Raw genomic sequence first — 14527 nt, 5'->3', positions numbered from 1 at the left:
GGAAATGTTCATGTCGAAAGGCCAAGTGAGGAGAATAAGATGAAAAACGACACGGTTGAAGAGAAGGACATACAAGATGAGAATGAAAAAGTGACGTTTCGCGCTTTTTGGGAAATGGTGAAGCAAACAAAACCGCCGAAATGGATTGTTGCGATTGCCTTATTTCTTAGCTTGATTGAAACTGGAGTAGGGCTCGTCATTCCCTTATTTACGCAAAACGTTGTGGATCAGCTTGCTACAGGTGCTCTTGATACACGCTTAATTTTAGGATTTGTGGCCTTGTTTATTGTACAGGCGATTTCTACAGGTTTTTCCATATACCTCCTTACTTATGTCGGTGAATATGTCGTACGAAGTTTGCGGATTCGACTTTGGAATAAAGTGTTGAAGCTGCCTGTATCGTATTACGATACGAATCGGACAGGGGAAACGATTAGTAGGATTACAAATGACACGAATATTGTAAAAGCACTGATTACAAATCATCTCGTTTCAGCTGTGACAGGGATCATCTCCATCATTGGAGCAGTAGTGATCTTGCTTTTTCTCGATTGGCAAATGACCCTTGTGATGCTTTCTGTTGTGCCGGTCATTTTGTTTATCATCATTCCTTTGGGGAGAAAGATGTATCGCATTTCAAAGTCGATACAAAAGGAGATGGCCAACTTCACAACGGTTCTTACCCAAGTGTTATCAGAGATTCGTCTTGTAAAAGCTTATAGTGCAGAGAAAAAAGAAGCATTGAGCGGTGAAGAGAGAGTGGACGGGTTGTTTACCTTTGGTTTAAAAGAGGCAAAGGTATTTGCATTTCTGAACCCTTTAATTTCGTTTGCCATGATGGGGATGCTTGTTTTTATTATCGGTTACGGAGGCGTGCGCGTCGCTTCCGGGGCGATTTCGGCTGGTGAATTGGTCGCTTTTATTTTATATCTGTTCATGATCGTGGTACCGGTAAGTCGGTTCGCTTCGTTTTTTGCCGAGGTACAAAAAGCGATGGGTGCAACAGAGCGAATTCGTGCCCTCTATGATCTGGAAGAGGAAGATTACCGGAGAGGTCATAACCAACAAAGGGAGAAGGGGCACCTAGCTTTTCGCGATGTAAGCTTTCATTACGGAGAGAACGATTCGGTTTTGCGTAACGTATCGTTTGAAGTTCCTCCAAATCAAGTGACGGCAATTGTTGGTCCGAGCGGGAGTGGTAAGTCGACCTTGTTTTCTCTTATTGAACGGTTTTATACCCCTTCGGAAGGCACCATTGAAGCAGGAAACAAGGCGATTCATGAATTGGACTTGCAGTCGTGGCGCACATCCATCGGATATGTGTCTCAAGAGAGTCCACTAATGGCAGGGACGATTAGAGAGAATATCGCCTATGGTGTAGAGCGAACGGTGACAGATGATGAACTACTTGCAGCTTCAAAGCTTGCCAATATCGATGAATATGTCCTATCCTTACCCGATCGCTTCGATACGGAAGTGGGGGAGCGAGGAATTAAGCTTTCTGGTGGGCAGAAGCAACGTATCGCCATAGCGCGTGCGTTAATCAAGGATCCGTCTTTACTCATGCTCGATGAGGCAACGTCTAGTTTGGACAGTGAATCGGAACAAAAAATTCAAGAAGCGTTAGACAACGTCATGAAAAATCGAACGACGTTGGTCATCGCACACCGCCTTTCAACGGTGCTTGGTGCGGACCAAATCATCGTACTGGAAAATGGTGAAGTGACCGGAAGAGGAACGCATGAGGAATTGTACGAGTCAAATGAGCGTTATAAGAGCTTTGTGAATCAGCAGAAGCTGGCTTAACTTTAAAAGGCTGTGAGGAAGACGATTGTCTTATCACAGCCTTTTTAGATTCTTAGATTACTTTTTAATCCCATATTTCTTCAAACGATACTGAAGACTTTGTCGGCTTACGCCAAGTTCTTTTGCAGCTTGTGTAACGTTCCATTCACATTGTTGCAGGATTTCTTCAATATAGACTCGTTCCGCTTCTTCCATAAACGATTGAAGAGTGCGATTCGGTTTCTTTTCCACGGCTGGAGGAAAAGCCTGAACCGGGGCGAAAGAGTACGTCGCATATAAAGGGAACTTGTGTCTCACGTGAGGAGGGAGGTGCGTGTAATCGATCTCCTCGTCATATTGGATCAGGTTCATAGCGCCTTCAATCATATGTTCTAGTTCACGTACGTTACCAGGCCAGTCATATTCGTTGAACAGCTCCATAACGCCTAGCGATACGCAGGGAACTTTCAACTGAAAACGGTAATTGTATTTCTCGATAAAATGTTCGACCAAGTGTACAAGATCGTCTTTTCTTTTTCTAAGAGGTGGAACAACGATGGATACAACGCTCAATCGATAGTACAAGTCCTCTCGAAGGTCGTTTTTATTTATGGAAACAAGGGGGTCCTCGTTTACAGTAGCCAAGATACGTACATCCACAGGTCTATCTTTTGTGTCGCCGATACGCCGGATTTTCTTCTCTTGTAACGCGCGTAATAGCTTTGCTTGAAGAGGAGCACTCAACGAGTTGATCTCGTCAAGAAGTAAGGTGCCGCCGTCTGCTTGTTCAAAAAGACCGGGATGTTCATTGGCCCCGGTAAACGCACCTTTGACTGTACCGAACAGAATACTTTCAATAAGTGTATCCGGAAGTGCGGCGCAATTTTGACTGATAAATGGTTTGGACGAGCGCTCACTTCCATTATGTATGCTTTGAGCGAAAAGCTCTTTCCCTGTTCCTGTTTCTCCGGTAATTAACACAGAGGAAGTTGTTCGGGTCGCTCGTTTTGCGTTGGAGATGACCTCCATGATTGCATCGCTCTTTCCGATAATTTGGTCAAACGTGTATCTAGCGTCAGGTTTTTCCCGAGCGTTTTCCCGAGTCAGTCGTTCAAGGCGAGTAATGTCTTTCGCGATTTCAACGGCTCCGATAATATCGCCTCCCTCGCTTCGAAGGGGAAACGTATCGTTTATCGTTGTAATCTCTTGTCCTTTATAGTTAAAATACGTTTGTTTGGCGTTTTTTCGAAGGTCTCCTTTACGTAAGGCTTGCATCAAGCGGCTTTCTTCTTCACCGGTGAACATGAAAATATCCATGATATTACGATGGAGAACATCAATTTTGTCCATATCCTCGATTTCACTCATTTTCCGGTTATAAACAACACTCACACCTTCATGATCAACAATGTGAATGCCCACGTCTACCGCATCTAGAAGCTGATGATAAATATAGTCAAGCTTTGGTAACAAACGCTCATCGTACATAAAAAACCCCCCTCACCTGATTGCATAGCCAATAGCTATAGTTTACCCTTCCCGTTTTAGGAGGCGCAAACACATTTTGCGGAAAAACCGCAAAATTATTTTTCACCGCCATCATTTTTTGCACATAGGAGAACTGAGCGCCCGCTCATGTAAGGGTTTTCGTTTTGGCACGGTTCTTGCATTATTAGAAAAGTGTAAACATTAATATTTTGATGAATCTTTTTAAAAGGAGTGGATTTTCCATGGTAGTACCTTACAAACACGAACCATTCACGGATTTCACAGTAGAGGAAAACCGTAAAGAGATGGAAGCAGCGTTGAAATTAGTTGGTGGAGAACTCGGTAAAGAGTATCCATTGATTATTGGCGGAGAGCGCGTAATGACTGAAGATAAATTCGTATCAGAAAACCCGGCCAACCATAAAGAAGTTGTCGGTTATGTTTCAAAAGCAACACAAGATCATGCTGAAAAAGCGCACAAAATTGCCGATGAGACGTTCGAAACGTGGAGAAAGTGGAAGCCGGAGCACCGTGCCAACATTCTTTACCGTGCTTCAGCCATGATTCGTCGCCGTAAGCATGAGTTCTCTGCTTACTTAGTGTACGAAGCAGGTAAGCCATGGAATGAAGCGGATGCTGATACTGCTGAAGCGATTGATTTCCTAGAGTATTATGCTCGTCAAATTAATCGTTTGAAAGACGGCATGCCGATCAATTCACGTGACATTGAAGATAATCAATTCAACTATATTCCATTAGGTGTCGGTGTTACGATTTCGCCTTGGAACTTTGCTTTCGCCATCATGGCAGGAACAGTGGCAGGTCCGATGGTTGCAGGTAACACGATCCTTCTTAAGCCAGCAACAACGACACCTGTTGTCGCATACAAGTTCATGGAAGTTTTGGAAGAAGCGGGTATGCCAGCAGGCGTTGTAAACTACATTCCTGGTAGCGGTGCTGAAATCGGGGATTACCTCGTCGACCACCCACGCACACGCTTCATCAACTTTACGGGATCCCGTGACGTTGGAGTACGCATTTACGAGCGTGCGGCTAAAGTACAAAAAGGTCAAAAGTGGCTAAAGCGTGTTATCGCTGAAATGGGCGGAAAAGACACCATCGTTGTGGATAAAGAAGCAGATCTAGAGCTTGCGGCACAGTCGATCGTATCTTCTGCGTTCGGATTCTCGGGTCAGAAATGTTCTGCATGTTCCCGTGCGGTTATTCACGAAGATGTGTACGATCAAGTTCTTGAGCGTTCTGTAGAGCTTACGAAAGAGCTAGCAGTTGGAGCAACTTTCAACGACAACAGCAACTTCATGGGTCCTGTAAACGACCAAGCTGCGTTCGATAAAATCATGAAATACGTTGAGATTGGAAAAGAAGAAGGTCGTCTCATGGCAGGTGGAGAAGGTGACGCTTCCGAAGGTTATTTCGTGAAACCAACCATCTTTGCTGACATTGACCCAGAAGCGCGTCTCATGCAAGAAGAGATCTTCGGACCTGTTGTTGCCTTCACTAAGGCGAAAGATTACGATCACGCCCTTGAGATTGCGAACAACACAGATTACGGCCTGACTGGTGCGGTAATCTCAAACAACCGTGCACGTTTAGAGCAAGCTCGTGAAGATTTCCATGTTGGAAACCTTTACTTCAACCGTGGATGTACAGGAGCAATTGTTGGATATCAGCCATTTGGTGGATTCAACATGTCAGGAACAGACTCCAAAGCTGGAGGACCTGACTACCTCTTGCACTTCCTACAGCCAAAAACAGTTACAGATCAGTTTTAATTGACCAGTTGCTAAATAAAGAAGTAGTGTTGCTTCAAGTGATTAACATTTAATTTTACGCAAAGAAATACTCGCGCGAAAGCATCAATTAGGAGTTTGGAGGATCTACGAAGCAAAACGAAAGACATAAACTGAAGATCCCCAATGCCTTTGTAAGAGAATGTTTTACGAAAAGAGCATCAAAAAGACCGGCTCATCCCCGGTCTTTTTGAAACGTTTATCACAGAATGGAGGCGTCTAAATGGCAAAAACCAAAGAGATTATTGACTTAACAGAGAAGTATGGTGCGAGAAACTATCATCCACTACCGATTGTCATTTCAAAAGCAGAGGGTGTTTGGGTTGAAGATCCGGAAGGCAACCGCTACATCGATATGCTTAGCGCCTACTCTGCAGTAAACCAAGGTCACCGTCACCCAAAGATCATTCAAGCATTAAAAGACCAGGCTGACCGCATCACGTTGACGTCTCGCGCGTTTCACAACGATCAACTGGGTCCTTTTTATGAAAAAGTGACGGCAATGACGAACAAAAACATGATCCTTCCTATGAACACAGGGGCGGAAGCGGTTGAAACAGCAGTTAAAGCTGTACGTCGCTGGGCTTACCGTGTAAAAGGTGTAGAGAAGAATCAAGCAGAAATCATTGTTTGTGAAGAGAACTTCCACGGCCGTACGATGACAGCTGTGTCTCTTTCTTCAAACGAAGAATACAAAGCGGATTTTGGACCAATGCTTCCAGGGATTAAGGTAATTCCTTACGGGGACGCACAAGCCCTTAAAGATGCGATTACACCGAATACAGCAGCGTTTATCTTTGAACCAATTCAAGGAGAAGCGGGAATCAACATGCCACCTGAAGGTTTCTTGAAAGAAGCTTACGACATTTGTAAAGAAAACAACGTTCTTTACGTAGCTGATGAAATTCAAGCAGGTCTTGGGCGTTCTGGTAAGTTGTTTGCTTGTGATTGGGAAAACGTTGAGCCGGATATGTATATTCTCGGTAAAGCACTCGGAGGGGGCGTCATGCCAATCAGTGTTGTCTGTGCCAACGACGACGTGCTTGGGGTGTTTGAGCCAGGCTCTCACGGTTCTACATTTGGAGGAAATCCACTTGCTTGTGCCGTATCCGTTGCCTCTCTTGAAGTAATTGAAGAAGAAGGACTTGTGGATCGCTCTCTAAACCTAGGGAATTACTTTATGGATGAGCTGAATAAGATTGACAATCCGAAAATTAAAGAAGTGCGCGGAAAAGGGTTGTTCATTGGTGTTGAACTAACGGAACCGGCACGCTCGTATTGTGAAGAACTAAAAGAACTGGGTCTTCTTTGTAAAGAAACCCACGAAAATGTAATTCGCTTTGCCCCACCTCTAGTGATCTCTGAAGAGGATCTGGAGTGGGCGTTGGAGCGCATTCGTAAAGTCTTATCAGCATAATGCCGATAACGTCATTGTTTTATTAATCTAGAGTAGGCCTGCTCTTTGCGGTAGGGGAATCCCCCCTATTAAAGAGAGCAGCGGCTCTAGTTAAACCGACTTGCTTACGGGGAAAGCAGACGGGTTTAGTTTTGAGCGATTTGGTGAAAAGGATAAGTAGGCAGGTGCCGTGCTTAAATTTCTTAGTCGCAAATATGCTGGTAGTAGTGTCAAAACATCAGATTTCACGCACTGGGCGTGAAGGGTAAGGGGGCTCATGGATGGAGATGATCACAAGAAATTTCTTTCTCTTCCTGGCGCAAAACAAATTTATTAAAAATAAAGCAACAAAATGGGGACCAAGATTAGGTGCCAAACAAGTGATTGCCGGTGAATCCATTAAAGAAGCAATGGAAACAGCCGCGAAGTTAAATGAAGATGGGCTTGTTTGTACAGTCGACCATCTTGGAGAATTTGTTTTTAACCGTGAGGAAGCGATTGACTCAGCTGATTATTGTATTCGAACTTTGGAAGCGATTGCAGAGACAGGGGTTAACTGTAACCTCTCGCTAAAATTGACGCAGCTCGGTCTTGATGTGGATGTGGACCTTTGTCGCGAGAACATGATCCGTATTTTAGATACGGCAAAGAAATACGACAATTTCGTTCGCATTGATATGGAAGACTACACCCACTTACAGCCTACTCTCGATTTATTAAATGATTTGCGTAAACAATACGACAACGTTGGAACGGCGATCCAAGCGTATTTATTCCGCGCTGAAAAAGACGTAAATGCTCTTGAAGGGACGAACATCCGATTGATTAAAGGGGCCTACAAAGAGTCTCCTTCAGTGGCGTACCAACGAGACCAAGACATCGACAAAAATTATCTGAACATTATCAAACTTCACTTATTAAATGGTAGCTATGCCGCCATTGCTACACACGATCATAACATCATCAATGAAATTAAAGCGTTTGTGAAAGAACATAATATTTCACGAGACCAGTTTGAATTTCAGATGTTATATGGCTTCCGCGCAGAACTGCAAAAGGAAATTGCCGATGATGGTTACAAAATGCGAGTGTACATCCCATTTGGCGAAGACTGGTACGGATATTTCATGAGGCGTCTTGCAGAACGTCCCCAAAACGTATCATTTGCCCTTAGAGGCTTCTTTTCTAAGTAAAGCCATGAATACGGGAGCAGAACGCATATGAGCCCTTTCAAGCTTGGGCTATACGCCCATACATGGCTCTATCCCGTTTGCTAAAAGACGTGGAACTTCGTAATACTAAAGTAGGTAGATTGAAACGGTCATTCTTCACCTGACAAGTTGCTCGGGAAGGCGCTTTCTCCCGAGCGGTCGTTCAGTTGAATGGAATGATCGTTTTTAGAGCGCAGTAACATTCGAAACATATGGAAAAGGTGAGGTGCAGTGTCAATGAACAACAAACGAATTTCAATCATCGGTGTACCAATGGACTTGGGCCAACGTCGACGTGGCGTGGATATGGGACCAAGCGCTATTCGTTATGCAGGAGTGGTAGAGCGACTTGAAAAACTCGGGTACGATGTGAAAGATCGCGGAGACGTTGAGATCGGCCGCCCTGAAAAATATGACGTCGTTGAAGAAGGCAACCTAAAAGATTTAAATGAAGTAGTAAAAGCCAATCAGGAGCTTTCTGATAAAATCACAAAAGCGGTAGACGAGGGAGACTTCCCGTTAATCCTTGGAGGAGACCACAGTATTGCCATTGGAACATTGGCCGGTGTGGCAAATAAATGTGAGAACCTCGGCGTAATTTGGTTTGATGCTCACGGAGACTTAAACACAGGGGAAACTTCCCCATCCGGTAACATTCATGGGATGCCTCTTGCGGTAAGCCTTGGAATCGGACATCCTTCTCTAACTGAAATCGGAGGATACGCGCCGAAGATCAAGCCCGAAAACCTTGTTATCGTTGGTGCCCGCTCGTTGGACGAAGGTGAACGCGAGTTGATTCGTGAAAAAGGAATAAAGGTGTTCACGATGCATGAGATCGATCGTATGGGTATGACAAAAGTGATGGAAGAAGCCATTGAACATGTATCCAAAAACACGGACAGCGTTCACTTGAGTCTTGACCTTGATGCCCTCGACCCACATGATGCACCTGGTGTAGGTACGCCTGTTATTGGTGGAACCTCTTATCGTGAGACTCACCTTGCGATGGAAATGTTGGCTGAACGAGACTTACTTACAAGCGTGGAGTTTGTAGAAGTAAACCCAATTTTGGATTCGAAGAACCAAACGGCTGAAGCTGCTGTCGGGTTAATCGGTTCTTTGTTTGGAGAAAAGCTACTGTAAGATGACACATAGGACAAGCACCCTGTTTCCCATGAGAGTGGAGAGCAGGGTGTTTTATTCTTTTATTTGGGTGTTTTGTGGGAGGGGAGGGAGCGCGAGGAGCTAACGCCGCTAAATATTAAATAAGTACGTCAATTACATATTTATCGCCGACAATTGAAAAATAAGTACGCTAATTACACATTTATCTCCGCCAAACCAAAAATAAGTACGTTATACGACCCTCGAAAGATCTTCCCAACCACAACCATGTACCTCAGCACAACCTTACCTACAAAAAAAGAGCTCCCACACTCGGGAACCCTCTCTTTCATGATATAAAGTCACACCGAAGACCGTCGGATCGGCATACTCATGCACCGTGGTCCACCCCGTCCGCGAGACAGCTCTGAGCTCGGAACTTCAATGACTTCAATACCAGCTTCACGTAAACATCGGTTCGACACGTAATTGCGGTCATAGGTGACGACCACTCCTGGTGCAATAGCCAGCGTGTTCGACCCGTCATTCCATTGCTCCCTTGCAGAAGCGATTTCATCTCCACCGCCACACGGAATAAGGTTCACTTCAGGGAGAACCAACACTTCCTTTAACGTGTCGATTAGATGGTGTCGTTCTTTGATCGTGACTTTCCCTGGCTCATCTTGGTCCGCTTCAATTAAGTAAATTCTCATTCTTCCATCAGGGCCTTGAATGGCCGGATGAATCGTAAATTGAGCGTGATCGACCATGGTGAAAACTGTGTCCAAATGCATGAAAGCACGAGATTTAGGTATTTCAATGGCCACGATGCGCGTAAATGTTGGGCGATCGGCGAACAAGTTTGAAGCCAGCTGCTCAATCGCTTGAGGTGTCGTTCGGGCACTTACGCCAATGGCAATGGTCTGTTCATTTAATACTAATTGATCGCCTCCCTCAATGGAGTAGGGGGCGTTTCGTTCATACCACACAGGTGCATTCCCTTCAAAGGAAGGGTGGTGCTTCATGATGTAATCCATAAACATGGATTCTCGCTTTCTCGCAGGTTCTGCCATCGTGTTAATGGCTATGCCGTTTCCCATCACACAAGCAGGGTCTCTTGTGAAGTAGAGGTTAGGCATAGGATCGAGGTAAAAGGGATGGTGATCTTCCATGAGTTCGTATAAATTGGTTTTCCGTTCCTCGCTAATTTCTGACTTTCTTACTCCGCCCATGATTTTTTCGACCATTTCCGGTACGGGAAAAGAACTGAGGTACTCGGTCAGGGTCTGCCTTGAACAAGATAAATCCGCTTGGCTTTCTGTAATCAATTGGTCAAGGAACTGGTGGCGTACAATGGAGTCATCGAGTGTTTCGCTTAGAAGCTGTTCCAAATATAATACTTCGGTTCCTCGTTCTCGAAGGCGATCTGTAAAGGCGTCATGCTCTCGTTGGATTGCGGGTAAGTAAGGAATGTCATCGAATAATAACCGTTTTAACGTATTTGGTGTAAGGTTTTCCACTTCATAACCAGGGCGTTTAACGATGACCGTTTCTAATTGTCCGATTTCAGAGTAAATGTGTAATGGTTCGTTCTTATTCAATGAACCGAAGCCTCCTTCAAGAATGATATTCCTACATCATGTATGAGGGTGGTCAATCTATGATGGTTTTCAATACCCTGAAAAAGGAAAAAATAAGCATCCAATAACAATCATCATATCTCATTTCTTTATCGAACAGGCGGAGTTTGTCAGGTTTTCAAACATAAAAAAGCCGCCCGTTTAGGGCGGCGGAAAATTCGGTTAGATCAAATAAAAAAGTAAAGCCGATGCAATTCCAAAATAAATGAGGAGTGAAAAGATATCATTAATCGTTGTAATTAATGGTCCTGATGCAACAGCTGGGTCTACCCCTAACTTATATAAAGTTAATGGGATGATCGTACCTGCTAGTGTTCCAATAATTAAGGTTGTAAATAAAGAAATACCTACTACAAAACCGAGCATTGGATCTTGCCATACGGTAGCGATTAAAAAAACTAAAATACCACAAGTAATTCCGATAATAATTCCTACATTAAACTCACGCCAGACGAGTTTTAAGACGGTGTTTTTATCCAAGTCATTGGTTACGAGTCCTCGTACGACAACGGCCAGCGATTGTGTTCCCGTATTTCCGGTCATGCCGGCTATCATCGGCATGAAGAAGATCAAAGCGACCACTTGGTTCAACGTGTCTTCAAAGCCGTCAAGGATACTTCCTGAGATGAGTCCGATAAAAAGGAGTAAGACAAGCCATGGCAAACGTCGATAAGCAGCCACGTAGGACTTCGTATTAAAATCGATCGACTTACCGGATGCGGAAAGCTTTTCGATGTCCTCGTTTGCTTCTTCAATAAATACGTCAATGACGTCATCGACTGTAACAATACCCTTTAAAACATTCTTTTCATCCACGACGGGACAGGCGAGAAAGTCGTAACGTTGAATAATTTGGGCCACTTCTTCTTGGTCCATTTCCACCGGGACCGAGATAACACGGTTAAACATAATGTCACTGATTCTTTCATCCATGTCTGCTAAAAGAAGGTCGCGGTAAGAAACAACCCCTACGAGTTTTTTGTCTTCATCGATTACATACAAATAATAGATGTTTCTTGTAAGCTCCGCGAAGGTCTTGAATTTTTCAACGGCATCACGAACCGTATAGTGATTACGAATCCACACAAATTCATTGGTCATGATTCCACCGGCAGTTTCCGGTTCGTAACTCATGAGTTGCTGAACAGTGTTGGATTCTTCTTTTTTCATGGTAGCTAGATATTCTTCAAGGCGCTCGACGCTTAATTCTCCGAGCATATCGGCCAAGTCATCGTTGTCCATTATGTCCATGACCTTGGATGATTTTTCAATGCCCAGTTTATGTAACACTTCCATTTGATGCTCGGGCTCTAGTTCTCCGATCAAATCGGCGAGCTGGTCAGGGTCTAGGTACGTCAAAAATTTATAATGATGTTTTTCCGGTAAAGCACGGTAAAGTTCAGCGAAGTCAAAGGGATGGAGTTCTTCCAAAATGGTTTGAAGAGCACTTCGCTTTCCTTCTTTTAAATATTTGATCGTTAACACGGTTAATCGAGTGGGATCCACTACGCATGCTCCTCTCCAATAATGTGTGACACGTTGTTTATCGTATCATTGTTCGTGAGCGGCGGCATTACTTTTGTGCACGTTTAAACAAAAAACCAAAAACCGAGCTCGCACACGAATGAGCGAGCTCCATAAGGCATTGAAAAAGTTTAAAATCGAACTTTTTCAGTGCCTTCCTTTATTTCTCTGCTTGCAAATAGCGCTTGTCTTTCATGAACAGACGCCAGAACACGACGAAGGCAGGCACTAAAATAGCCAGTCCAACACCATACCCGACTAACAGCCAACGAAACATAGCTGGATCAGTAAAGGCGTCTTGGATTGTTAGATCGGGATAGAGAATGTATGGCATGTGAGAGAACCCGTACCCAAAACTTGCGAGCCCGAATTGGATGACAATGAAAATAACGGCAAGCCTTGGTCTCCCCGGATTTTCTTTGCGAGAAGGAAGGAACAGGGCGCCATATCCAATAATAAACGCCACGAGGGAAAGGGCGAATAAATACCAGACGTTCATCATGTTTTCGACCATCCAGCCTGCTTCCGGTAAAAGGGTAAATGTAGCGGCCACAGCGAACAACAATGTGATTGGTCCCATAAGTAAGGCGTTTCTTCGGTAAACCAAGTACGTTTCTTCATTTTGGGCTTCTCGAGAATAGTCACTTAACAAAAGAGCGGCTAAGAACAACTCCGTACTCAACCCGAAGCCGATATGAGTGTAAAGAGTGGGTGAAGTAAAAATTTCATTAAATAGCAAGTAGTCACGATCGCCACCGATGGAAACAAATCCACCAATGGCAATCGGTAACGTAGCAACAAGTAAAGCTGGAATAAACAACCCTGTCGTACCCGAGATGATCGTAAGCATTCGGGAATACTTTTTGGACGAATAGGCATACACCATGAACGTCCCCCGAATGGTAAGTAAAATGAGTACGAAGCTAAAAGGCAAGATCATAAGCGTACCCAAATACGAAGCAGCTCCCGGGAAAAAACCGACGAGGGCAACGACGAGTAATACAAGAAAGACGTTCGTCACTTCCCAAGACGGGGAGAGGTAACGGTTTGCAATAACGGATGCTTCTGTATTTTCTTTACGAGTGTAATACATCGCCCAAAACCCGGCGCCAAAGTCGATGGACCCGGCGATGGCATAGACAAACAGGAAAGCCCAAATGATAGTAATCGCAATGTATGGCTCTGTCATACCCGTTTCCTCCTATCCTTGTAATTTTTCGAGTTCCGTTCGAACGGGGTTACGCCCAAAGTAGAATTTAAGTACAAGTCCCGTTAACACGAGCAGCGTGACGTACAGGGTCACAAATAAAGCGAACAAGAATCCGAGGTTTCCGGAATTGGTCGCCGCTTCTGAAGTAAGTTGTACACCGTAAATGGTCCAAGGCTGACGACCGGTACAACTGAAAATCCATCCGGTTTCAATACCAAGCATTGCCAGTGGTCCCGTAGTCACGAGGATGACCAAAAGCCACTTTGGTAATGGTTTTCTCGGGAACACAAAGCGCCAAAAGAGGGCTGCAAAAGAGAGCCCAAGCAAAAGAGACCCGATTCCAACCATGATATTAAATAAGGTGTGAACAAATAGAGGTGGCCAGTACTCCTCAGGGAAATCATAGAGACCTTGCACAACGCCATCAGTTGAGCCTGACGCAAGCCAGCTCAACATGCCGGGAATCTCAAGCCCTCCTACAACCTCGCCACGTTCAGGGTCCGGAATACCGAAAATAGCAAGCGGAGCATTGTCTTGTGTTTCAAACAAACCTTCAGCCGCTGCCAGTTTAACAGGGAGATGTTCGTACAGCATTTTTGCCGTATCATGGCCGTTCAATGCTGTGTAAAGGCTCATCACGGCACCAATGATTAACGCAATGGTCAGACCCTTGCGGTGATAAGACCGCTCATCTGGCGTGATATCCTTCTTCAATAGTTTAAAAGCAGCAATGGAGGCCAAGACAAAGGCACCAGCCATATAAGCGGAACTTACAACGTGAAGAACCGTTACATACACACTCGGATTAAACACGGCTGCCCACGGATCGACATTCGTAATTTCACCGTTTATGATGTCAAATCCACGAGGGGTGTTCATCCATGCATGAGCATCGGTAATTAACACAGCAGAAGCGGTTGCTCCGAGTGCCACCAATGCCACACTGATGATCCTCATCGTGTTAGACAAGCGATCTGCTGCATATACGTAGATAGACATGAATACAGCCTCAAGGAAAAAAGCGAAGATTTCAACTTGGAATGGAAGGGCAATAACCCGTCCAACAATAGCCATATACCCTGGCCATAGTAGGGAAAGCATAACGCCAACAATCGTACCCGACGGAATGGCCACCCCTAGAAGGACCGCAAAGCCTTTCGTCCAACGCTTCGCCATCACGCCATAATGATCATCTTTTTTGATTGCCCTCACAATTTCAGCTACTAAAATCATCAGGGTAATGCCCACCCCTAATGTGGCAAAAATAATATGAAACGCCATGGAAGACCCAAATAGCATTCTGGCTAACAACACTTCATCCATCTTTCACCGCTCCTCTTTCGTACAAGCTCTTTATA

The 14527-nt window shown here is 44.6% G+C and carries 10 protein-coding genes; 5 read left to right on the top strand and 5 right to left on the bottom strand.

Features of this window, described 5'->3' with window-relative positions:
* Positions 1 to 39 precede the first annotated feature (39 nt).
* Complete coding sequence (locus tag G476_RS0102810) at positions 40 to 1806, top strand: ABC transporter ATP-binding protein (protein WP_051314627.1); 1767 nt, start codon at positions 40 to 42, stop codon at positions 1804 to 1806.
* Positions 1807 to 1863: 57 nt separating this feature from the next.
* On the opposite strand, the gene G476_RS0102805 is transcribed toward G476_RS0102810, so the two are convergent.
* A complete protein-coding gene (locus tag G476_RS0102805; protein ID WP_051314626.1) occupies positions 1864 to 3273 on the bottom strand; it encodes a sigma-54 interaction domain-containing protein in 1410 nt (469 codons plus the stop codon).
* A gap of 242 nt (positions 3274 to 3515) precedes the next feature.
* On the opposite strand from G476_RS0102805, the gene pruA reads away from it, so the two are divergent.
* The 4 genes from pruA to rocF all read left to right on the top strand — a co-directional run bounded on the left by pruA (position 3516) and on the right by rocF (position 8834).
* Positions 3516 to 5066, top strand: coding sequence for an L-glutamate gamma-semialdehyde dehydrogenase (gene pruA, locus G476_RS0102800; RefSeq protein WP_026688746.1), 1551 nt, complete (start codon positions 3516 to 3518; stop codon positions 5064 to 5066).
* 241 nt (positions 5067 to 5307) lie between these two features.
* On the top strand, positions 5308 to 6501 hold the full coding sequence (locus G476_RS0102795; protein ID WP_026688745.1) for an ornithine--oxo-acid transaminase: 1194 nt from the start codon (positions 5308 to 5310) through the stop codon (positions 6499 to 6501).
* Between the two features lie 260 nt (positions 6502 to 6761).
* Positions 6762 to 7673 (top strand): proline dehydrogenase family protein, encoded by a 912-nt coding sequence (locus tag G476_RS0102790; RefSeq protein WP_026688744.1) that lies wholly within the window; start codon positions 6762 to 6764, stop codon positions 7671 to 7673.
* Between the two features lie 255 nt (positions 7674 to 7928).
* Positions 7929 to 8834: an arginase gene (gene rocF / locus G476_RS0102785; RefSeq protein WP_026688743.1), complete on the top strand. Its 906-nt coding sequence runs from the start codon at positions 7929 to 7931 to the stop codon at positions 8832 to 8834.
* A 323-nt stretch (positions 8835 to 9157) separates the two neighbouring features.
* Here rocF and arcA read toward each other — a convergent pair whose 3' ends face one another.
* The 4 genes from arcA to G476_RS0102765 all read right to left on the bottom strand — a co-directional run bounded on the left by arcA (position 9158) and on the right by G476_RS0102765 (position 14492).
* Positions 9158 to 10396 (bottom strand): arginine deiminase, encoded by a 1239-nt coding sequence (gene arcA, locus G476_RS0102780; protein ID WP_026688742.1) that lies wholly within the window; start codon positions 10394 to 10396, stop codon positions 9158 to 9160.
* Between the two features lie 201 nt (positions 10397 to 10597).
* Positions 10598 to 11941, bottom strand: a complete 1344-nt coding sequence (mgtE, locus tag G476_RS0102775) for a magnesium transporter (protein WP_026688741.1) — start codon at positions 11939 to 11941, stop codon at positions 10598 to 10600.
* 178 nt (positions 11942 to 12119) lie between these two features.
* Positions 12120 to 13148, bottom strand: a complete 1029-nt coding sequence (locus G476_RS0102770; protein WP_026688740.1) for a cytochrome d ubiquinol oxidase subunit II — start codon at positions 13146 to 13148, stop codon at positions 12120 to 12122.
* 12 nt (positions 13149 to 13160) lie between these two features.
* Positions 13161 to 14492: a cytochrome ubiquinol oxidase subunit I gene (locus G476_RS0102765; RefSeq protein ID WP_026688739.1), complete on the bottom strand. Its 1332-nt coding sequence runs from the start codon at positions 14490 to 14492 to the stop codon at positions 13161 to 13163.
* Between the last annotated feature and the right edge of the window lie 35 nt (positions 14493 to 14527).

The sequence above is a fragment of the Alteribacter aurantiacus DSM 18675 genome (assembly GCF_000429705.1).
GTDB classification, from domain to species: domain Bacteria; phylum Bacillota; class Bacilli; order Bacillales; family Salisediminibacteriaceae; genus Alteribacter; species Alteribacter aurantiacus.
Note: the sequence above shows the minus strand (reverse complement) of the source record. Positions and strands in the feature narration are given on the sequence as shown.